This window comes from Marimonas arenosa, assembly GCF_030848945.1.
Lineage (GTDB): Bacteria > Pseudomonadota > Alphaproteobacteria > Rhodobacterales > Rhodobacteraceae > Marimonas > Marimonas arenosa.
In genome coordinates this window covers 224,084-243,865 of the sequence record NZ_JANHAX010000001.1, presented here as the reverse complement: position 1 = coordinate 243,865, position 19,782 = coordinate 224,084, and the positions used below count along the sequence as shown (strand labels likewise).

General features: G+C 64.0%; 20 protein-coding genes. 5 read left to right on the top strand and 15 right to left on the bottom strand.

From position 1 onward, the window contains the following. Positions 1 to 146 precede the first annotated feature (146 nt). The 4 genes from purL to grxD all read left to right on the top strand — a co-directional run bounded on the left by purL (position 147) and on the right by grxD (position 3,568). The gene (gene purL / locus NO357_RS01240; RefSeq protein WP_306733788.1) at positions 147 to 2,315 is read left to right on the top strand and encodes a phosphoribosylformylglycinamidine synthase subunit PurL; all 2,169 of its coding nucleotides are present in this window, start codon (positions 147 to 149) and stop codon (positions 2,313 to 2,315) included. Positions 2,316 to 2,500: 185 nt separating this feature from the next. Continuing rightward, on the top strand, positions 2,501 to 2,830 hold the full coding sequence (locus NO357_RS01235) for a hypothetical protein (RefSeq protein ID WP_306733787.1): 330 nt from the start codon (positions 2,501 to 2,503) through the stop codon (positions 2,828 to 2,830). A 107-nt stretch (positions 2,831 to 2,937) separates the two neighbouring features. Next, a complete protein-coding gene (locus NO357_RS01230) occupies positions 2,938 to 3,174 on the top strand; it encodes a BolA/IbaG family iron-sulfur metabolism protein (RefSeq protein ID WP_306733786.1) in 237 nt (78 codons plus the stop codon). A gap of 31 nt (positions 3,175 to 3,205) precedes the next feature. Then, a complete protein-coding gene (grxD, locus tag NO357_RS01225; RefSeq protein ID WP_306733785.1) occupies positions 3,206 to 3,568 on the top strand; it encodes a Grx4 family monothiol glutaredoxin in 363 nt (120 codons plus the stop codon). A 30-nt stretch (positions 3,569 to 3,598) separates the two neighbouring features. On the opposite strand, the gene NO357_RS01220 is transcribed toward grxD, so the two are convergent. The 15 genes from NO357_RS01220 to pyrH form a co-directional block, all read right to left on the bottom strand. Then, positions 3,599 to 4,975, bottom strand: a complete 1,377-nt coding sequence (locus NO357_RS01220) for a cytochrome P450 (protein ID WP_306733784.1) — start codon at positions 4,973 to 4,975, stop codon at positions 3,599 to 3,601. Beyond that, the gene (locus NO357_RS01215) at positions 4,956 to 6,185 is read right to left on the bottom strand and encodes a hypothetical protein (RefSeq protein WP_306733783.1); all 1,230 of its coding nucleotides are present in this window, start codon (positions 6,183 to 6,185) and stop codon (positions 4,956 to 4,958) included. Before NO357_RS01215 ends, NO357_RS01220 begins: the two co-directional genes overlap by 20 nt. A 194-nt stretch (positions 6,186 to 6,379) precedes the next feature. Further along, entirely contained in the window at positions 6,380 to 7,552 is a 1,173-nt protein-coding gene (lpxB, locus tag NO357_RS01210) for a lipid-A-disaccharide synthase (RefSeq protein ID WP_306733782.1), read from the bottom strand. Continuing rightward, complete coding sequence (locus NO357_RS01205; protein ID WP_306733781.1) at positions 7,549 to 8,445, bottom strand: LpxI family protein; 897 nt, start codon at positions 8,443 to 8,445, stop codon at positions 7,549 to 7,551. The genes lpxB and NO357_RS01205 overlap by 4 nt, the downstream gene beginning before the upstream one ends. A 4-nt stretch (positions 8,446 to 8,449) precedes the next feature. After that, the gene (gene lpxA, locus NO357_RS01200) at positions 8,450 to 9,241 is read right to left on the bottom strand and encodes an acyl-ACP--UDP-N-acetylglucosamine O-acyltransferase (RefSeq protein ID WP_306733780.1); all 792 of its coding nucleotides are present in this window, start codon (positions 9,239 to 9,241) and stop codon (positions 8,450 to 8,452) included. Then, positions 9,238 to 9,708, bottom strand: coding sequence for a 3-hydroxyacyl-ACP dehydratase FabZ (gene fabZ, locus NO357_RS01195; RefSeq protein WP_306733779.1), 471 nt, complete (start codon positions 9,706 to 9,708; stop codon positions 9,238 to 9,240). The genes lpxA and fabZ overlap by 4 nt, the downstream gene beginning before the upstream one ends. 90 nt (positions 9,709 to 9,798) lie before the next feature. Continuing rightward, positions 9,799 to 10,416 carry an OmpH/Skp family outer membrane protein gene (locus NO357_RS01190; protein WP_306733778.1) on the bottom strand — a complete coding sequence of 206 codons (618 nt, stop codon included), beginning with the start codon at positions 10,414 to 10,416 and terminating at the stop codon, positions 9,799 to 9,801. Positions 10,417 to 10,426: 10 nt separating this feature from the next. After that, on the bottom strand, positions 10,427 to 12,850 hold the full coding sequence (bamA, locus tag NO357_RS01185; protein WP_306733777.1) for an outer membrane protein assembly factor BamA: 2,424 nt from the start codon (positions 12,848 to 12,850) through the stop codon (positions 10,427 to 10,429). A gap of 133 nt (positions 12,851 to 12,983) precedes the next feature. After that, positions 12,984 to 13,109, bottom strand: a complete 126-nt coding sequence (locus NO357_RS01180; RefSeq protein WP_306733776.1) for a hypothetical protein — start codon at positions 13,107 to 13,109, stop codon at positions 12,984 to 12,986. A gap of 149 nt (positions 13,110 to 13,258) precedes the next feature. Then, positions 13,259 to 14,629 (bottom strand): RIP metalloprotease RseP, encoded by a 1,371-nt coding sequence (rseP, locus tag NO357_RS01175; RefSeq protein WP_306733775.1) that lies wholly within the window; start codon positions 14,627 to 14,629, stop codon positions 13,259 to 13,261. Positions 14,630 to 14,664: 35 nt separating this feature from the next. Next, on the bottom strand, positions 14,665 to 15,834 hold the full coding sequence (dxr, locus tag NO357_RS01170) for a 1-deoxy-D-xylulose-5-phosphate reductoisomerase (protein WP_306733774.1): 1,170 nt from the start codon (positions 15,832 to 15,834) through the stop codon (positions 14,665 to 14,667). Next, a complete protein-coding gene (locus NO357_RS01165; protein ID WP_306733773.1) occupies positions 15,831 to 16,622 on the bottom strand; it encodes a phosphatidate cytidylyltransferase in 792 nt (263 codons plus the stop codon). Before NO357_RS01165 ends, dxr begins: the two co-directional genes overlap by 4 nt. Next, positions 16,619 to 17,347, bottom strand: a complete 729-nt coding sequence (gene uppS, locus NO357_RS01160; RefSeq protein ID WP_306733772.1) for a polyprenyl diphosphate synthase — start codon at positions 17,345 to 17,347, stop codon at positions 16,619 to 16,621. Before uppS ends, NO357_RS01165 begins: the two co-directional genes overlap by 4 nt. A 37-nt stretch (positions 17,348 to 17,384) precedes the next feature. Beyond that, positions 17,385 to 17,948, bottom strand: a complete 564-nt coding sequence (frr, locus tag NO357_RS01155; protein ID WP_306733771.1) for a ribosome recycling factor — start codon at positions 17,946 to 17,948, stop codon at positions 17,385 to 17,387. A gap of 47 nt (positions 17,949 to 17,995) precedes the next feature. Then, complete coding sequence (pyrH, locus tag NO357_RS01150) at positions 17,996 to 18,724, bottom strand: UMP kinase (protein ID WP_306733770.1); 729 nt, start codon at positions 18,722 to 18,724, stop codon at positions 17,996 to 17,998. A 142-nt stretch (positions 18,725 to 18,866) separates the two neighbouring features. Here pyrH and miaA point away from each other — a divergent pair, with 142 nt between their 5' ends. Beyond that, positions 18,867 to 19,724: a tRNA (adenosine(37)-N6)-dimethylallyltransferase MiaA gene (miaA, locus tag NO357_RS01145; RefSeq protein ID WP_306733769.1), complete on the top strand. Its 858-nt coding sequence runs from the start codon at positions 18,867 to 18,869 to the stop codon at positions 19,722 to 19,724. Positions 19,725 to 19,782: the final 58 nt, after the last annotated feature.

The following is a 19,782-nucleotide window of genomic DNA, read 5'->3' as shown; positions in this document are numbered from 1 at the left end:
CCTTGCAGGCGCACCTCGCGCGGCGGACCGAAAGACCCGCGGGTTGCACAGCCCGATCGCGGCCATTTGCTCTTTCCCCCGCTCGGCCGTTCCCTTAAGAAAAGCGCAAAGTCGGGCCTGAGGGCCAGCCGCGGGGGATACGAGCAATGACGGACGAACCGGCCATCACCGAAGAGCTGATCGAGGCGCACGGGCTGAAGCCCGACGAATACCAGCGCATCCTTGAAATCATCGGTCGTGAACCCAGTTTCACCGAGCTCGGCATCTTTTCGGCGATGTGGAACGAGCACTGCTCCTACAAAAGCTCGAAGAAGTGGCTGCGCACCCTGCCGACCGAGGGCCCGCAGGTCATCTGCGGACCGGGCGAGAACGCTGGCGTTGTCGATATCGGCGATAACCAGGCCGTCATCTTCAAGATGGAGAGCCACAACCACCCGTCTTATATCGAGCCTTACCAGGGCGCGGCGACGGGCGTGGGTGGCATCTTGCGCGATGTCTTTACCATGGGGGCGCGCCCCATCGCGGCGATGAATTCGCTCAGCTTCGGCGAGGTCGGCCATCCCAAGACGCGACAGTTGGTGCACGGTGTCGTGGAAGGCATCGGCGGATATGGCAACTGTTTCGGCGTCCCCACCGTGGGCGGCGAGGTCCGCTTCGACCCTGCTTACAACGGCAACTGCCTGGTCAACGCCTTTGCCGCGGGGCTGGCTGACGCTGACAAGATATTCTATTCGGCGGCAAGCGGCGTCGGCATGCCAGTGGTCTATCTTGGCGCCAAGACCGGCCGAGACGGGGTCGGCGGCGCCACCATGGCCTCGGCCGAATTCGATGAATCCATTGAAGAAAAACGCCCCACCGTACAGGTCGGCGACCCCTTCACCGAAAAACGGCTGATGGAAGCCTGCCTCGAACTGATGCAGACCGGCGCGGTGATCTCGATCCAGGACATGGGCGCCGCGGGTCTGACCTGCTCGGCGGTCGAGATGGGCGACAAAGGTGGACTGGGCGTCAAACTGCAACTCGACGACGTGCCGCAGCGCGAAGACAACATGACCGCCTACGAGATGATGCTGTCGGAAAGCCAGGAACGAATGTTGATGGTGCTGGATCCCTCGAAAGAGGCCGAGGCAAGGGCGGTGTTCGAGAAATGGGACCTCGATTTCGCCATCGTCGGCGAGACCATCCCCGAAGACCGTTTCCTCATTCTGCACGGCAACGAGGTCAAGGCCGACCTGCCGCTTGCGACCCTGTCGGGCAGTGCACCGGAATACGATCGGCCCTGGGTGGCCACTCCGGCGGTTGCGCCGCTCGATCCGACCACCTTCGCGGCGATCGATCCCATCGACGGACTGCGCACTCTGATCGCGTCGCCCAATTATGCAGCGAAACAATGGGTTTACGAGCAGTACGACACCATGGTGATGGCCGATACCGTGCGCACACCGGGTCTGGGCGCAGGAGTGGTGCGGGTTCATGACACCGGCAAGATGCTGGCGTTCACCTCGGACGTGACGCCGCGCTACGTCAAGGCCAACCCCACCGAGGGCGGCAAGCAGGCGGTGGCCGAAGCTTATCGCAACCTCACCGCCGTCGGCGCGACGCCGCTCGCCAGCACCGACAACCTCAATTTCGGCAATCCCGAAAAACCCAAGATAATGGGCCAATTTGTCGGCGCCATCAAGGGTATTGGCGCAGCCGTTGCGGCACTTGATATGCCGATCGTGTCGGGCAACGTCTCGCTCTACAATGAAACAGACGGTCAAGCGATCCTGCCCACGCCCACGATCGCTGCGGTCGGGCTGATCAAGGCCGACGACACTCCGATCTTCGGCCAGGCGCGCGATGGACACGTGGCCTTGCTGGTCGGCGACACCTTGGGCCATCTGGGTCAATCCGCGCTTCTGGCCGAGGTCTTCAACCGGGCCGAGGGCGATGCCCCGCCAGTGGACTTGGAGGCGGAAAAGCGCAACGGCGAGTTCATCCGCGCCAATGCCGGATGGATCAAGGCCTGTACCGACCTGTCGGACGGCGGGCTGGCGCTGGCTGCCTTTGAGATGGCCGAAGCTGCTGGCGTGGGTGTGCAGCTCGATGACGGCGACACCGCGCAACTGTTTGGCGAGGATCAGGGCCGCTATCTGATTGCCTGCAGTTTCGATGCGGCCGAGGCCCTGATGACGGCCGCCGGGCAGACCGGCGTGCCCATCGCGAGCGTTGGCAAGTTCGGCGGCGACACTGTTCGTATGGGCAGCTCCGAAGCCCCGTTGGCCGAACTTTCGGCGCTGTTCCGCAGAGCCTTCGAGGAGGCCGTCGGCTGATCTCGCATCCTCCAGCGTTTGCGCCCGACTGCCCGGCTTGTGCGGCGCTGTGCTGCGTCGCGCTGGCCTTCGACAACGGAGCCGAGTTTGCCCTCGACAAGCCTGCCGGCGTCCCCTGCCCGCACCTGCGGCATCACCGATGCGAAATCCATCAATCTCTTGAGAAAAGAGGATTCTCCGGCTGCGTGCGGTATGATTGCGCCGGCGCGGGACAGCGGACGCTATCGCTTTTCGACAACCGAAGCTGGCAGGATCACCCGCCGCTGTTGAGGCCGCAGATGGATACCTTCCGTCACCTGCGCACGATTCATGACCTGCTCGGTCTGTTGGCCACGGCACAGGAGCTTGCCCTGCCCGCCCGGGTCGAAGCCCGCCGGCAGGAGCTGGTCACCGCCCTTTGCCCGGAAAACATGACGCCTGCCCGCGCCAAGAGGCTGGCTACCGGATCCCTCCCGGAGGACGTTCGCGACTTCCTGAAAAGCCTTGCCCGGCATGCCGGCCGGGCCCGCGCCTAAAAACTGCACTGAAAACACAGCTTTTCGTCGCAGCCCGCCGCTCCCGTCTTGCACCGCCTCGCTACCCACCCTAGATTCACCGCAAATCAGACCGGAGGGAGCACCACATGGCCGTCTACGCACAGGAACTCGAGGATCTGCTGAGACAAGCCTTTCCCAACGCCCGGATCACCGTCGAGGGTGACGATGGCCGTCACATGTCTGCCATGGTGGTAGACGAGTCCTTCCGTGGCATGAACCGGGTGCAGCAACAGCGCGCCGTCTATGCTGCACTGAAGGGCAAGATGGACGGCTCCGATGGCGAGTTGCACGCGCTGGCCCTGACCACGCGGGCACCAGACTGATTACCCTTTTGATACTGAACAGGAAGAACCCATGACCGACGCGAAAAACCGGATCGACGAAACCGTCAAATCGAACGATGTGGTGCTCTACATGAAGGGCACCAAGACCATGCCGCAATGCGGCTTCTCCAGCCGCGTGGCCGGCGTTCTCAACTACATGGGCGTCGACTTCGCCGATGTGAACGTGCTGGCCGACGACGCCATCCGCCAAGGCATCAAGGACTATTCCGACTGGCCCACCATCCCACAGCTCTACGTCAAGGGCGAATTCGTGGGCGGCTGCGACATCATCACCGAGATGACTCTGTCGGGTGAGCTCGACCAGCTCTTCGACGACAAGGGCGTCGCCTATGACAAGGACGCGGCCAACAAGATCCGCGAAGCCAACGCGTGACGGTATAGGCTGGCCGGGGTTAACCCCGGCCTACCCGTCAGTTCGCTTGGAGATTTTCAACCAGATTCCGTCCTTGCCGCGCACGGTCAGATGTGCCACCGGCATCGCCGGTCGCTCGGACACGAGATCGAAGCGGTAGGCACGGACCAGCATCGATAGCAGAAGTGGCCCTTCGACCATGGCAAAGCCGGCGCCAGTGCAGACACGCTGGCCGGTCGAAAACGGGATGTAGGCTTCACGAAGACAGGCCTTGCCGTTTTCGGTCTCGAACCGCCCCGGGTCAAAGGCGTCGGGGCGCTGCCAAAGACGTTCGTGGCGATGCAGGTGCCAGGGCGACAGCACGATCTGGGCTCCCGGCGCGACATCGCGGCTGCGGAAATGTTCCGGGCGCGCTGCCTCGCGCACCATCATCGGAACCGGAGGATAGAGCCGCAGCGTTTCGCGGAACACGTCACGGCTAAGCTTAAGCCGGGAAATGATTGAGAAATCGGCCTTTTCCAGATCGATTGTGCGCAACGCCTCGTCCGCCACACGGTCCTGCCACGCGGGATACATCGCCAGAAGGTAAAGCGCCCAGGCCAGTGCTGAGGCGCTGGTCTCATGTCCGGCGAGGAAGAAGATCGCCACCTGGTCGACCATTTCCTCGGTGTCGAAGACATCGCCGGTCTGCGGGTCGGGCGTGGTCATGATCTTGGTGGCGAGATCGTCGGGCGCAGACCCGGCCCGGATCTCCCCCATCCGCTGGGCGGTCAGCCGGGTGATGAGCGCCCGGATATCGCGGGCGGTGCGTTTCGTCTGGCGGCGGTGGAAGCGCGGGAACCAGCGTGGCAGGGGCAGCACCGCCCCGAGGTTCAGCACCGGCTGGGCGCGCTGGTGCTCACGGAATTTGTCGAACACGGCATTGGCGATCTCATGTTCGATCGGGATCGAGAATAGCGTGCGGAAGATCACATCCGCCGCGGCGTGGCTGGTCTCGGCCTCGATCTCCGTCGCCTGGTCGTTTGCCCGCTTTTCCATTCGGTTGACCGCTGCGACACCAGCATCCCACATTGCGGGAAAAACCTCCTTCAGCCGCCCCCCCTCGAAGGCCGGGTCGATGATCCGGCGCTGGCGTTTCCAGGTTTCACCGTTGGTGACGAAGACCGAGTTGCCGAGGAGCGGGGCCAGCCCTTCGCGGATACGGTCGGACTTGGGAAAGTCGTCAGGGCGCTGGCGCAGCACAAGGTCGACCAACTCGGGATCGTTGCACAGATAGGAGCGGAAGAAGGGGGTGCGAAACTCGGCCATCCAGGCGCGGTAGAGCCGCGCCGGCTGCGCCGACAGGATGTCCTGCCGAAACAGGCGGGCATAGCGGCGAAGCGACACTTTCCCCTGTCGGGACGGGGGCTTAGGCGGCAAGGCTGTCATTGATCGTGACGTTCGTGAACTTGTTGACCGGCCGCTCGATCCGGCTGGCCGACGGGTTGCGGCCGTCAAAGCGTGTGCCCAGAGTCAGCGGCCCGGCGGTGATACGGAAATAGTCGTAGTCTCCGGGGTGGTCGAAGGCGCAGAGATACTGAAAATGCAGGCGGAAGAACCGCCAGCGGAGTGCTTTCCAGCGGACCGGCGACAAGGTTTGAGTGAAGGCCGCGGACAGGACCAGCGGCCAGCGCTTGCCGGTCGCCGGCGCCACCCCGGATACGCTGACCGGATCACAGAGCGCGAAGGCGCAGCCGTCCCCCGGGGCGGTAACATCGATCCAGCTTAGCTCCGGTCTTTGCGAAAGAAATTTCAGATCGGCTCGCAGCCGACCGGCCTTCGGCAAGAATGACACCATCGGCACCACCTGCCCCAGCGACAGAAACGACAGCGCCGGGCCGTCAGCCGGCACGCGCCCGGCGCGGATGAGATCGGCCAGAATCGAAATCGCCAGATGTGCACCAGAGCTGTGGCCGACCACCAGCACCTCGTCGCTATCACCTTGTAAAGCCAGCGTAATCCGATCGACAAATTCGGCCATTCGGGTTTCGAGCTCGGGCGGGTTGACGCCCTTCGACTGGGCGGAATAGGCATAGTCGTGCATCAGGTAATAGGCAAACAAGCGGCCGTCCCGCTTGCGGAACCATTCCAGCACCACCGGCACGATCAGCACCCCCGCCCAGCCGGCCCACGGATGGGCCAAGGCCAGAAGACAGCCCAGGGCCCAGGCCAGGAGCAGCGCAGTAAGAAGTTGAAAGACAAGGAATATCACCGGGTAAAGCGCGGCGATCACCGGACCCTTTCGAAGCCGCATCAGCCGCCAGAGCGCACCCGAGCCGATGTAGATCCAGGCGGTGTGCAGCAGTTGGACATAGGTCGCGAAAATGCCGTGCCCCATGCTGTCGCGCACGATGTCCGACCACACCAGCACCTCGACATCGGTCTGGGTCTCGGCCCCGTCCATCCGCCCGACGACATGCCAGCCGTAGGGGCCATCCGACCTTTTTGCTTCCAATTCAATCTCGTAGCCGCTGATCTTCGCCTGCTCGGCTGCCTCTTTTCGATACAGCTCGCGATAACGGCGGGGGTGAATAGGGTCGTAGCCGGGAATGTAGAACACCCGACGCCGGCGCACCTCGATCGGACTTTCTTGACCCATGTCCATGCCTCTCTTGCACGGCATGCTACAGAATCTCCGGAGGGAGGGTAAGGCGGCAATCGTACGTTGCGTTAACCCCGAGGTTTTGACGGATTCGCGTGTCTGGCACCCTGGCTGGCCGGCTGGCTGGCACCCTGTCTGGCGCGCGGTGGGTCAGCGCGCCCCGGATCAGTCGTTAACCTTTGCCGGTCAGCTCACGCGGACGTGACGCCGAGCCCGGCCAGCACGGCGCGGGCGGCGCGCAGGCCCGGTGCCTCGCCACCGCGGCCGAGCCGTTCCATGGTGAGATCGAGCGCCGCACGTTGTTGCTCCGGCGCATCGAGCAGGGCTGCCACCGCCTCGGCCATCGGCGCTGACCGGCAGGCGTCGCCGATGAATTCGGGCACCGCGCGGGTCTCGGAAACAAGGTTGACCAAGGTGAAGGTGTCGACCCGCAACAGCCCTAACACGATCTGGCGGCTGACCCAGCTCAGATCATACCCGATCACCATTGGTGTGCCGGTGGCGGCCAGTTCCAGCGACACCGTGCCCGAGGCGGCAAGCGCCGCGTCCGCGGCCCGGAATGCCGCGCGTTTCTCGGCTGCAAACCCGTTCGCCGAAAAGCTCCGCGGATCGAGCAGCAGCGGATCACCCGGCCAGTCCGCAACCAGACCGGCCAGCATCTCGGCCACCGGTGCCGCCGCGGGGATGACCGCCTGCAGACCGGGACGGTTTTCAAGGAGCAGGCCCAGGGTGTCGCCGAAGCGGTCGGCCAGCCGCGTCACCTCGCCCCGGCGAGACCCGGGCAGGATCAGGAGAATCTCGCCGTCAATCCGATGCCGGGCGCGGAAACCCTGTGCCTCGGCCGCGGTCGCCACCGGCTCGCTCACCACCGGGTGGCCGACGAAATCGCAGTCCATCCCGGCAGCCTGCATATACGGCGGCTCGAACGGCAAAAGCGCCAGCACGTGGTCGATATGGCGCGCCATCTTGTCGGCCCGGCCCGGTCGCCAGGCCCAGACCGAAGGAGCGACATAATGCACGGTGCGGATACGGCTTGCCGCCTTGACCTTCTTGGCCACGCGCAAGCTGAAATCCGGGCTGTCGATGGTAACGAGCACGTCCGGTTGCCAGTCGAGCACGGCGCGGACCACCTCGTCACGGCGGCGAAACAGATGACGCAGCTTCGGCAGCACCTCGGCCAGCCCCATGACCGACAGCTCGTCCATCGGAAACAGGCTGGACAGACCTTCGGCCGCCATGCCCGGCCCGCCGACGCCGCGAAACTCGACCGCGCCGGCAAGCGCCTTCAATCCGGCCATCAGGGCCTGTCCGAGTTTGTCGCCGGAAAGTTCCCCGGCGACGAGAAAGACCTTGAGCGGCGTCATCCCGGCTGCACCCAGAGAAACATGTGCATGGCGTCGAGCACGGCGAGAACTTGCGGCAGATCGAGCACCATGACGCCGCCGGCCTCGATCACGATACCGTCGAGCCCGGCCTGGGCAGCACGCAAGGCGGTGCCCGGGCCGATGGTAGGCAGATCGGCGCGGCGGTCCTGACCTGGCTTCGGCGCCTTGTAGAGGATCGCGCCGGCACCGGGCGCCTCGTGCACGTCATCGGAAAAGGACTGCAGCCAGGTGCGGGTGGCGGGATCGAGCCCGCCCGCGGCATCGAGCGTCACGCGCAAGGGCATTGCCGGCCCGGGCTGCGGCAGGGCCAAAGTGGCGAGCATCGCATCGGTGCCTGGCTCGCCTTCGCGGGCCAGCACCTGCCCCTTGCGCATCACACAGGCCTGGCCGAGGTCGGCCTGGCCCATTTCTTCCACCACCTCGCGGGCGGTGGCGACATCGGCGACATGGGTGTCGCGCGGAGCCTTGTCGGTCAGAACACCTTCGGACGGCAGCAGATCGGGGGCCAGCTCATGCGCCGCACGGATGATGAAGCCGGTTTGCTCGAACAGTTGCAGGATCAGTCGCAGGGCGCCATCGTCGCCCTTCTTCAAGGCCTCCATGACCAGCGGCACCAGTGGTCGGGTCTCGTCATCGAGCATTGCGGGGTCAAGCGCGGGACGATCGATCCCGCCGCACAGGCACACCTCGGAGACCCCCTGATCGCCAAGCGTGAGCAGAAGTGTTCCTAATGTCTCGAGCCGGAACCAGTGGTCGACGTCCAATCCCGCGGGCCTCCGGTTTCCGGTCAGCGCGCAGACCAGCGGCGCCTCGGGCTGGCTTGCCGCCACGATACGCGGCAGGTCGCCGCCGCCTGCGATTAACGCCAACATGGCCTCACCTCGGCGTCAGGAAGGACCGGTCCGAGCCGGCGGTGACGAAATCGACGATCTGGCGGACGTAAGCGCTGTCAGTCTCCTCGCCCAGACGGCGGGCGCGTTCCTGGAACGCGCCTTCGCCCTGCGCCAACATCTGGAAGGCGGCCCTGAGTGCGGTGATGTCGGCGCGGTTCACGCCCTTGCGTTTGAGGCCGACGAGGTTGAGCCCGTCAAGTTCGCCCCGTGGACCCTGGACGAGGCCGTGGGGAATGACGTCATTGGTGACCATGCTGAGCGCGCCGATGATCGCACCCTGCCCGACCCGCACCCATTGATGCACACCGCACAGCCCGCCAACGATGACATCATCCTCGATCACGCAATGGCCGGCGATGGCGGAGTTGTTGACGATTATCACCCGATCACCGATCTGGCAGTCATGGGCCACGTGACAGCCGGCCATGTAGAGCCCGTCATCGCCCACACGCGTGATGCCACCGCCGCCGGCGGTGCCGGCGTTCATGGTGACGTGCTCACGAATACGGTTACGGCTGCCGATGACCAGACGGGTGTTTTCGCCCTGGAATTTCAGATCCTGAGGGATTTCGCCGATGACAGCGAACGGAAAGATTTCGGTCTCTTCGCCGATCTCGGTCGCGCCGGTCACGACGACATGGGATTTGAGATGCACGCCGGGACCGAGTCTGACTTCGGCCCCGACCAGACAGAACGGGCCGATCACACAGCCCGCGCCGATCTCGGCGCCGGGTTCGATCACCGCGGAGGGGTGGATCTGCGCCCCTGCGGTCATTCGGCGGCGTCCGCCTGGAAATCGACATAGGCCGCGAATTCAGCCTCGGCCGCGACCTCTTCGCCGACCACGGCGCGGCCATGAAACTTGAAGATCTTGCCGCCGGGTTTGCCGCGCAGCGTCGTCACGTGCATTTCCAGCACGTCGCCCGGCACCACCTTGCGGCGGAATTTGCATTTGTCGACCGACATGAAATAGATCAGCAGGTCGGTGTCGACAATATCCATGCCAATGCCCAGCATGACACCGGCGGTCTGGGCCATCGCCTCGATGATGGTGACGCCGGGCATGATCGGGGTGCCGGGAAAATGGCCCTGGAAATGCGGCTCGTTCATGGTGACGTTCTTGATACCGCGGGCGCTGGTGTAGCCGTCGATATCCTCGACCCGGTCAACCAGGAGAAACGGATAGCGGTGGGGAAGAATACGCTGAATCAGCCCGATATCGGCGCTTTTGAGCTCTGCCATGTCCTGTCCTTTTCTCAGTGGCCTGCCGCCGATGTCCCTAGCAACTTGGCCCCGACAGGGCAAGCCGCGGCAGCACCGGCAGACCTGGCGTCAGTCCTGTCCCGGGTCGCCCGGCTCGGGATCCGGATCGGGGGCTTGCGGAACGATGGCAGAGCCGTCGCCGATGGCGCGGTCGATCCGGCGCACGGCAACGTCGGTGATGTTGATCTCCTGAACGCTGAGCAGCACCGCGCGCTGGTCAAGCAACAGCGCCGCACCGGTTTCCGCCATCAACTCCTCGAGCACCGGCTGGGCCACGGTCAGGAAGCGTCGTTGCGCCTTGTCGCTTTCCTCGGCCAGGGCCAGTGCCTTGGCTTCCTGCTCTTCGCGGGTGCGGCGGACCTTGGCGTCGAACGCGTCCGCCTTGTCGCGGAACGCCTGCGGTGTCATGCCGGCACGTTCCTCGGTGAGCGCCTTCTCCTCGGCCGCGAGTTCGGCCTCGATGCGACGGTTTTCGGCCGCCAGCGCCCGGCTGTCGGCCTCGATCTCATTTTTCACCCGTTGACCGAAAGCCGACTCGGCGAAGAGCTGATTGGTGTCGATCACCACGATATTGGTGGTGGGAAGACCGAGTTGCTGCGACGCCAACGACAACGGGACAAAGCTGAGGCACAGCGCCAGAAGACCTGCCGCCGCGGCTTGCACCCGCCCGAGGGCCCGCACCGTCACCGGCCCGGCCTCAGAACTCGGTCGAGATGGTCAGCTCGAACTGCTGTTCCTTGTCAAAGGCGCGTTTCTTCAACGCCTTGCTCCAGTTCAACCGCAGCGGTCCGACCGGGGTTTTCCAGAACACCGACACACCAATCACCTGGCGAAGGTCGAAGGGTTCGCCCACGATATTCGCGCTAAGGGCCTGCGTACCACTATCCAGCCCCCAAACCGAGCCGACGTCGTAGAACACGCCGCCGGTTATTCCGTATTCCTCGGGCAACCCGAGCGGGAACTGGGCTTCGAGCGAGGCGGTCACGAACATGTTGCCGCCGAGTGCGTCGTTGACGCCTTCCGCCGCCAAGACCTCACGCGGGCCGATCCCGTCCGGGGCAAAGCCGCGCATGATATCCCGCTCGAACAGGAAGCGATCGGTCACCCGGCTGCTGCCGTTGTTGGTGTTCAGCATACCGCCAGCGAAGGTCGCGCGCAGCGTGACCTCTTCGTTCAGGACCTTGGTTTGAGCGATCACCTTGGCGGTGCTCTTGAGAAACTCGACGTCGCCGCCAAGCCCGCCGATGTCCTGTCCAAAGCTGAACAAGACGCCACTGTTTGGATTGAGCCCGGTCAACCGCGAGTCGAAAGTGTAGGTATAACCAACCGAGCTTTTGGTCCGCCGCCCCTGATTGGCCTCGCTTACGATGACATCGCCAAGACAGACCGCCGCCGGCCCGTCTTCCATACAATCGCGTACGCCGTTGGCTGGCGTGGTATCCTGGCCAAAATTCGCATCGTAAGAGATGTCGGTCGCATTCAGTTTGTAGTTTACGCCCAGGCGGGACCTTTCGCCGATCGGGAATTCCAGACCGAAGCCCAGATTTGCCACCTCGGTATTGAAGTAGGCATTGCGACCCGTAGTTTCGATATACCCGATGTCGAAGGAGAAGGCGACGTCGCGCCCGAGAAAGGCCGGCTCGAGGAACTGCACGCTGTAGTTGCGCGACCCCGAGGTGCCGGCGACGGTGAAGTTCAGCCGCTGCCCCCGTCCAAGGAAGTTGTCTTCCTGGAACTGGACGTTCAGCCCGAAGCCGTTGTCGGTCGAATACGACCCCCCGAAGCCGAGCGAGCCGGTGGTTTTTTCCTCGACATCGACATCGACGATGACCTGGTTGGCCGAGGAGCCTTCCCGGGCGGTGACGTCGGCCTTCTCGAAATAGCCGAGGGCGCGGATCCGTTCAGCGCTTTCGCGAATTTCGCGCGGGTTGAACGGGTCGCCCTCGACGACCTTGAACTGGCGTCGCACAACGCGATCGAGCGTGGTGGCATTGCCCTCGATATCGATCCGTTCGACGAAGATCCGCGGCCCTTTGCTGAGCACGAATTCCACGTCCAGCGTCAGGTCGCGGTCGTTGCGGACAATCCGCGGCTCGACCCGCAGAAAGTCGATACCCTTCTTGATCGCATAGCGTTCCATCCGGGCGATGGAGTTCTCAACCAGCGTCGGTGAATAGACCACCCCGGGGCGGATGCGCAGGATTGCCTGGAATTCTTCGGCCTCGGCCTCGGGGATCTCCGAGGTCGTGGTGATCTCGCCGAAGCGGAACTGCTGGCCTTCCTCGACGTTGAAGGTCAGGAAATAGCCATTGCGTTCGCGCGCCAGTTCGGCGTTTACACCGGTGGTGCGGAAGTCGATATAGCCACGCGAGAAATAGAAGTCGCGCAGCACCTGCTGGTCGAATTGCAGCCGGTCCTCGAGGAACTGGTCGCGTTTGATCAGCGCCCGCAGGAAGCCGGCCTGTTTCGATTCCAGCACCCGACGCAGACGCGAGTCGGAGTACACGCGGTTGCCGACGAAGCCGATACGTTCGATCTCGGTCACGCCGCCTTCGAAAATCTCGAACACCAGGTCGACACGATTGTCAGACCGGCGGATGACCTTGGGAATGACGCGAGCGCCAAGGCGGGCGTTCTGATTATAGGCCTCGGCGATGGTTTCGGCATCACGCTCGGCCTGGGTCGGGCTGAAGACCAGCCGCGGCTTGGACTCGATGAAGCCTTCGAGATCCTGGTCCTTCAGCCGTTTGTTGCCTTCGAAATTGATACGGTTGATCGTGGGGTATTCCTTGACCACGATCACCAGCGTGCCCCCTCGGGGCGTCAGTTCCACGGTTTCGAACAGCCCCGACGCGAGGATGCGCTGATAGGCATCGTTGAGTTCGGCCGCCGACACCGTCTGGCCGCGGGCGATTCCCGCGTATGACAGGATCGTGCCGGTCTCGATACGCTTGTTGCCCTCGATGGAAACGCTGGTGAACCGATAGTTCTGCGCCTGCACCGCCTGCGGCAGAACCGCGAAAGCCGTTGCTATGGAAAGAAAAAACGCCGCAATGATGTGGTGGGTTTTTCCTGTTTGCCCGATGAGGCCCGTTTGCCGGCCCCGTATTTTGTTTGTCATTTTACTACCCGGTCAGACACCCCTTTGAAACCTGACTACTGGGTAAGTGCGGACTTGTCAAAAACGATGAAAGGGCGCCCGTAAGGAACGCCCCTTTGCGTGACCGCAAAACCGCGGTGCAAATGGAGAGAAATCAGAGCGAGCCGAACCATGCCCCCGCCAGAAGCGCCACCACGATGGTGCCGATGTAGAGAAGGCGATCCCAGTTGAGATTCCACAGCAGGTGAAGCCCGCGATATCCATTGGCAATGGTTTGCATGTGACCCGTCTCTTGTTCAGTTGATAACAATGACCTGCATTCAATCTGAGGTTCGATTGTGGCGAGATGCGGGCCGCAAATGCGGCGACAATTGGGCAATTGTCGTGCCCTGCCCGACCCGTCGCTGAACCCCACCGGCTCTCAGAGGGTCAAAGCAGTTCCTTGCGCATCAGCCAGCAGACGATGTCGTTTCCAAGCGCGAAGAGCATCAGGCTGAGAACCACGAAGAGGCCGACCGCCATCAGCGCCATGTGCACCCGTTGCGGCGCCGGGCGCCGGAAGACCGCCTCGTAGGCATAGAACACCAGATGCCCGCCATCGAGCACCGGGATGGGGAACAGGTTGAACAGCCCGATGGCGGTAGAAATCAGCGCGATGAAACTGATGAAGTTCTCGGCTCCCTGGCTTGCCATGTGGCCCGAGACCTGTGCCATGGTGATCGGACCGGCCATGTTGCACGACGAAATCGCGCCGGTCACAAGGCTGTAGAGCGAAGATGGAATGCGCGCGATGATGTCCCAGGTCGCCTGTGCACCGCGCTTGAGCGCCTCGATCGGACCGTGGGCATCCCGCGCGGGCTCGAAGAACTGCCGCCCGGCAATGCCGATCCGCCATTCGGTCTTGAAGCCGCCATCGGCCTGCGGCTCATCCACCCGGCGCGGTTTGAGCACGAATTCACTGATCTGACCGTCACGCCAGACGTCGAGTTTCAGCGGCGCGCCAGTGGCGGCCTCGACCTTTTGCTTGAGCTGGTCGAAATCGAAGATCGCGGCACCGTCGACAGCGGTCACGACGTCGCCCACCTGCAACCCCGCATCCGCCGCCGCCGAGAGCGGCAGCAACTCGCTGACCAGCGGCGGGAAGGGATAAGGCCCCCGGACTTCGCGCTGAACGCCGTCACGGCGGACCAGATATGTCAGGACGGGCTCCTTCGGCAGTTGCTCGCGCACGCCGGTGAAATCGCTCTTGCCGCTTTCGTCGGTCACGACCACGCCGCCCATCGAGAGAATCTCGTCGCCCGGGCGAAGCTCGTTCACCACGCCGGGCAGCGGCTCGAACGACCCGATGGTCATCGGCTCGCGGGTCTGGCCGATGGCCATAACCAGCCCGGCGTATATCAGGATCGAGAGGATGAAGTTGAAGACCGGCCCCGCCGCGACGGTGGCGGCCCGCGCCCAGAGCGGCGCGCCGGCCATGGTGTGGCGGCGCTGTTCCGGGGTCAATTCCGCCACGGCGTCTTCATCTTCACCGGCCGAAGCGGCATCGGCGTCACCGAGGAACTTCACGTAGCCGCCGAACGGGATCGCCGCGACCTGCCACCTGGTGCCGCGCCGGTCCATCCGCGACCAAAGCACCGGGCCGAAGCCCAGAGAGAAGACTTCGGCATGGATACCCGACCAGCGGCCGACGATGTAATGGCCATATTCATGGACCGCGACGATCACCGACAACGCCACGACGAAGGCAACGAAGGTGAAGGCGGTGCCGCCGAGCGTGGGAATGATTGCTGCGATATCCAAGTCTCTGCCCTGTTCTTGATCCTGCTCGTCCTGCCCTACCGCGCCGCAGCGATGATCTCGGCCGCGCGGATACGGGCCATTTGGTCGGCCCGGGCCACGTTATCAAGGGTCATTTCGGCATCAATAAGGCCCTTTTCGGCCTCGCAGCGGGTCAACGTGTCTTCGACCACGCCAGCCATGTCGATGAATTTCAATCGTTTTTCGATAAAGGCGTCGAGCGCCTGCTCCTTGGCGGCATTGAACACCGCGCCGGACAATCCGCCGCGCGCCATCACCGCGCGGGCCAGCCGCAGCGCGGGATAGCGGGCCTGATCCGGGGCGCGGAAATTCAGTTGCCCGATCTGCGCCAGATCGAGCCGCGCCACCGGCAGGTGGTCCCGATCGGGCCAGTTCAGCGCGTACCCGATGGCGTGGCGCATGTCGGAAACGCCGAGATGCGCCATCAGCGCACCGTCGCGGAACCCAACCAACGCATGCACCAGCGACTCCGGGTGCACCAGCACCTCGATCATTTCCGGCGCAACTCCGAAATATTCATGTGTTTCTATGACTTCCATGGCTTTGTTGAACATGGACGCGGAATCGATGGTGATCCGCTGACCCATATCCCAGTTGGGGTGCCGGGAAGCCTGCTCGACGGTGGCATCGGCCAGTTTTTCCAATGGCCAGTCGCGGAAGGCGCCGCCCGAGGCGGTGATGACGATCCGCTCGACCGCGGCCATGTCTTCACCCACCAACGCCTGAAAAACGGCGGAATGTTCGCTGTCGACCGGCAGCACCGTGGCCCCGTGGACCGCCGCCGTCCGCATCAGCAGCGGGCCGGCGGTGACCAGCGATTCCTTGTTGGCCAAAGCCAGCGTCGAGCCCTGTTCCAGCGCCGTCATACCGGGGGCGAGGCCGGCGGCCCCGACGATGGCGCTCATCACCCAGTCGGCCGGCCGCGCCGCCGCCTCGGCGAGTGCCGCCGCGCCAGCCGCGGCTTCGATACCGGTGCCGGAGAGCGCCGCCTTGAGCTCGGAATACAGCGCCTCCTGCGCCGTCACCGCGAGATCGGCTCCGAGCCGGATCGCATCGGTGGCCAACAGGGCGATGTTCTGGCCCCCGGTCAGCGCCACCACGTTGAACGCATCGCGGTCGCGAGCAATCAGGTCGATGGTGGATTGCCCGATTGACCCGGTGGCGCCAAAGATCGAAACCCGCCTCAAAAGTTGATCGCGCTCAGGCCGGTGATCACGCTCACCAGCAGCGAGGCCCCCATCATGGCATCGAACCGGTCCATCACGCCGCCATGGCCCGGAATCAGGGTCGAGCTGTCCTTGACCCCCATCTTCCGCTTGAGCGCGCTTTCGGCGACGTCGCCCATCTGCGAGGCGAAGGACAGCCCCACACCCGCCAGCACTGTCAGCGGCAGCGCCAGCGGTGGCGTCTCGTAGAGGCCATAGGCGAAATACAGCGTCACCAGCGCGGCCGCGATCCAGCCCGCGACCGTGCCCGCCCAGGTTTTCTTGGGGCTGACACGCGGCCAGAACTTCGGACCGCCGAGAATACGCCCGGCAAAGTAGCCCGCGACATCGGTCGCCACGACGACCAGTATCAGCCACAGTGCGGCAAGCAGCCCGTGATCGAGCCGCAGCCAGACGAGCCCGAGACCGGCAAGAAATATCCCCGCCGTATAGAGCCCGACCAGCGCCATATGCCGGCCCGTGCGGCCCATCAGCACGATCACCAGCCCGCCCAGGATCAGCAGGCTGAACCCAGGAAACCACAGCGCCAGCGCAAAGGCCGCCGCCGCCAGCGCGGCCTCCTGCACCGCGGCAGAATCGTGGCCCGGTCGGATCATTCGCACCAGTTCCCAGATCATCAGCGCGACAATCGCCACCGCCAAAGCGGCGAAGACCAGGCCGCCAGCCCAGATTGCCGCCGCGCCGACAACGAGCATCACAACGGCCGAGGCCGCACGCGGACCGAGATCGCCCCACTTGCCGTCGCTCATGCTTTCACTCCGCCGTAGCGCCGCTCTCGCGCGCCGTAGTTGCGCACCAGGCCTTCGAAGATTTCGGCGGTGAAATCGGGCCAGAGCGTGTCGATGAACTCATACTCGGCATAGGCCGACTGCCACAGCAGAAAGTTGGAAATTCGAGCTTCGCCCGAGGTGCGGATTACCAGGTCTGGATCCGGCAAAACATATGTATCCAAATACTTTGGCAACGTTTCCTCATCCACTGTTTCGGGATCGAGACGGCCGGCCGCGACATCCTGCGCCAGCCGCTTTGTCGCCCGAGCCACCTCGTCCCGGCCGCCGTAATTGAGGGCGATAGTCAGGTGCACCCGGTCATTGCCGGCGGTAAGCCCTTCGAGTTCGTCCATCAGCGCCTTAAGCTTCTTGTCGAGACGGACCCGGTCGCCGATGAAGCGCACGCGCACGCCGTCTTCCTTCAGCGCCTTGGCCTCTTTGGTGATGTAGCGGCGGAAGAGGTTCATCAGCCCCGCCACCTCGACCTGGGTGCGTTTCCAGTTCTCGGTCGAAAAGGCGAAAATCGTCAGATACTTGACCCCGAGATCCGGGCAGGCTTCGACGATCTCGCGCACCCGGCGCGCGCCGGCATGGTGGCCGAACAGCCTCGGACGGCCGCGCGCCTGGGCCCAGCGACCGTTGCCGTCCATAATGATGGCGACATGCCGCGGGCCTCGCCCGGCTGCCTGATCCTTGGGGGCCATAGCCCGCTCCTTTCGCATGCCGCCCGAGAGCCAAAGCTCAGACGTGCATGATCTCGCCTTGTTTGTGTTCCAGCGCCTCGTCGACAAGGCCGACATATTTGTCGGTAAGCGACTGAACTTCGTCCTGCCAGAACTTCTGGTCGTCCTCGCTCATGTCGTCCTTATGCTTCTTGATCTGTTCCATGCCGTTGTGGCGCACGTGGCGGACCGCGACGCGGGCGTGCTCGGCATATTGGGCCGCCACGCGGGTCAGTTCGCGCCGGCGTTCCTCGTTAAGCTCGGGGATCGGCAGCATCACGATCGTCCCATTGGTCTGAGGATTGATCCCCAAGCCACTGTTCATGATAGCTTTTTCCACCGCCGAGACCAGAGATCTGTCCCACACGTTGATGGTGACCATGCGCGGTTCGGGAACGTTGACGGTGCCGACCTGGTTGATCGGGGTCTGTGTCCCGTAGGCCTCGACCACGATCGGCTCGAGCATTGCTGCGGAGGCACGTCCGGTGCGCAGCGAGGCGAATTCGGTTCTCAGCGCGCTCATCGCGCCCTGCATGCGGCGCTCGAGGTCGTCGGTGTCGAGCATGAATTCTTCGTCGGCCATCTTGTCGTATTCCCTGTCTCAGGCGGGTTTCCGGGGCTTCTTTTGCCCTATCCGCCGACCGTTGTATAGGTGCCTTTGCCGGCAAGGATGCCGCGGAACCCGCCGGGCTCGTCCAGAGAAAAGACGATGATCGGCAGGTTGTTGTCGCGCGCCAGCGCGATGGCGGAGGCATCCATCACCTTGAGATGCTTGGTCAGCACGTCGTCGTAGCTGATGTTGTCGTAGCGCACCGCATCTTCGTGCTGGACCGGATCCTTGTCATAGACGCCGTCGACCTTGGTGCCCTTGAAGATCGCCTCGCAGGACATTTCCGAGGCGCGCAGTGTGGCGGCGGTGTCGGTGGTGAAATAGGGATTGCCGGTGCCGGCGGCGAAGATGCAGACGCGTTTCTTCTCGAGATGACGAACGGCGCGGCGGCGGATATAGGGTTCGCAGATCTGGTCCATCGGGATGGCGCTGATTACCCGGGTGAAGACGCCGAGGCTTTCCAGGGCCGACTGCATGGCAAGGGCGTTCATCACGGTGGCGAGCATCCCCATGTAATCGGCAGTGGTGCGTTCCATCCCCTGCGCGCTGCCTTGAAGGCCGCGGAAGATGTTGCCGCCGCCGATCACCATGCAGATCTCGACCCCCATGTCGTGGACCGATTTCACCTCCTCGGCGATTCGCTGGACCGTGGGCGGATGCAGGCCGTAGCCCTGGTCGCCCATCAGCGCCTCGCCCGAAATTTTCAGCATGACACGTTTGAACGCGGTGGCGGGCGCGGTTTCGCTCATGGGGCACTCCATCTGGGCAGCGTGTCGGATGTGGCCGCAAGATGCTGCAAAAACGCCCGGGGTTCAATCCGTGAAAGCCGACGCTCTCTGTCTCTGCATGCTGTCGGTTTTCCTTGGCCGCAAACGGCGCTAGGCAGGAAGCATGATCGAGATCGACGACATCGCCCCCGACACGCACGTGCTGATCGCCGGCCCCACGGCCAGCGGCAAATCGGCACTTGCGCTGCAGATTGCCGAAACCCAGGGTGGCGTGATCGTCAATGCCGATGCGCTGCAGGTTTTCGCCAACTGGCGGGTGCTGACGGCACGCCCGTCGGACGAAGACCTCGCCCGCGCCCCGCATGCTTTGTACGGCCATGTCCCGGGAGATGCCGCGTATTCGGTAGGTCACTGGCTGCGTGATCTCGAGCCATATCTTGCCGGACGTGCCATCATCGTCGGCGGCACCGGGCTGTATTTTGCCGCGCTCACCGAAGGGCTGGCCGAAATCCCACCGACCCCGGCGGCCATTCGTGCCGAAGCCGACCGGCTGAGCCGCGAAGACATGCTGGCCGGGCTCGACCCCGAGACCACCGCTCGGATCGACCGGAGCAACCGCGCAAGAGTGCAGCGGGCCTGGGAGGTGTTGCGTGCCACCGGGCGCGGGTTGGCGGCCTGGCAGGACGAGACGCCGCCGCCCCGCCTGCCGCTGGCCGAGACCGTGCCGCTGTTGATCGAAGCGCCGAAAGACTGGCTCAACCCGCGCATCGAACGGCGCTTCGACATGATGCTCGAGATGGGCGCGTTGGACGAAGCCCGTGCCAACCTGGCCGACTGGGATCCGACACGACCGTCGAGCCGGGCCATCGGGGCGCCGGAGTTGATCGCCCATCTGCGCGGAGAGATGACGCTGGCCGAGGCCCGCACGGCGGCGATCATCGCCACCCGGCAGTATGCCAAGCGCCAGCGGACCTGGTTCCGCAAGCGAATGAAGCACTGGCAACGGGTCACCATGGCTTGACTTTTTGCCGCATTTCGCGGCAATTTCTCAAGTGTCACTTACCTTTTCATTGACCATT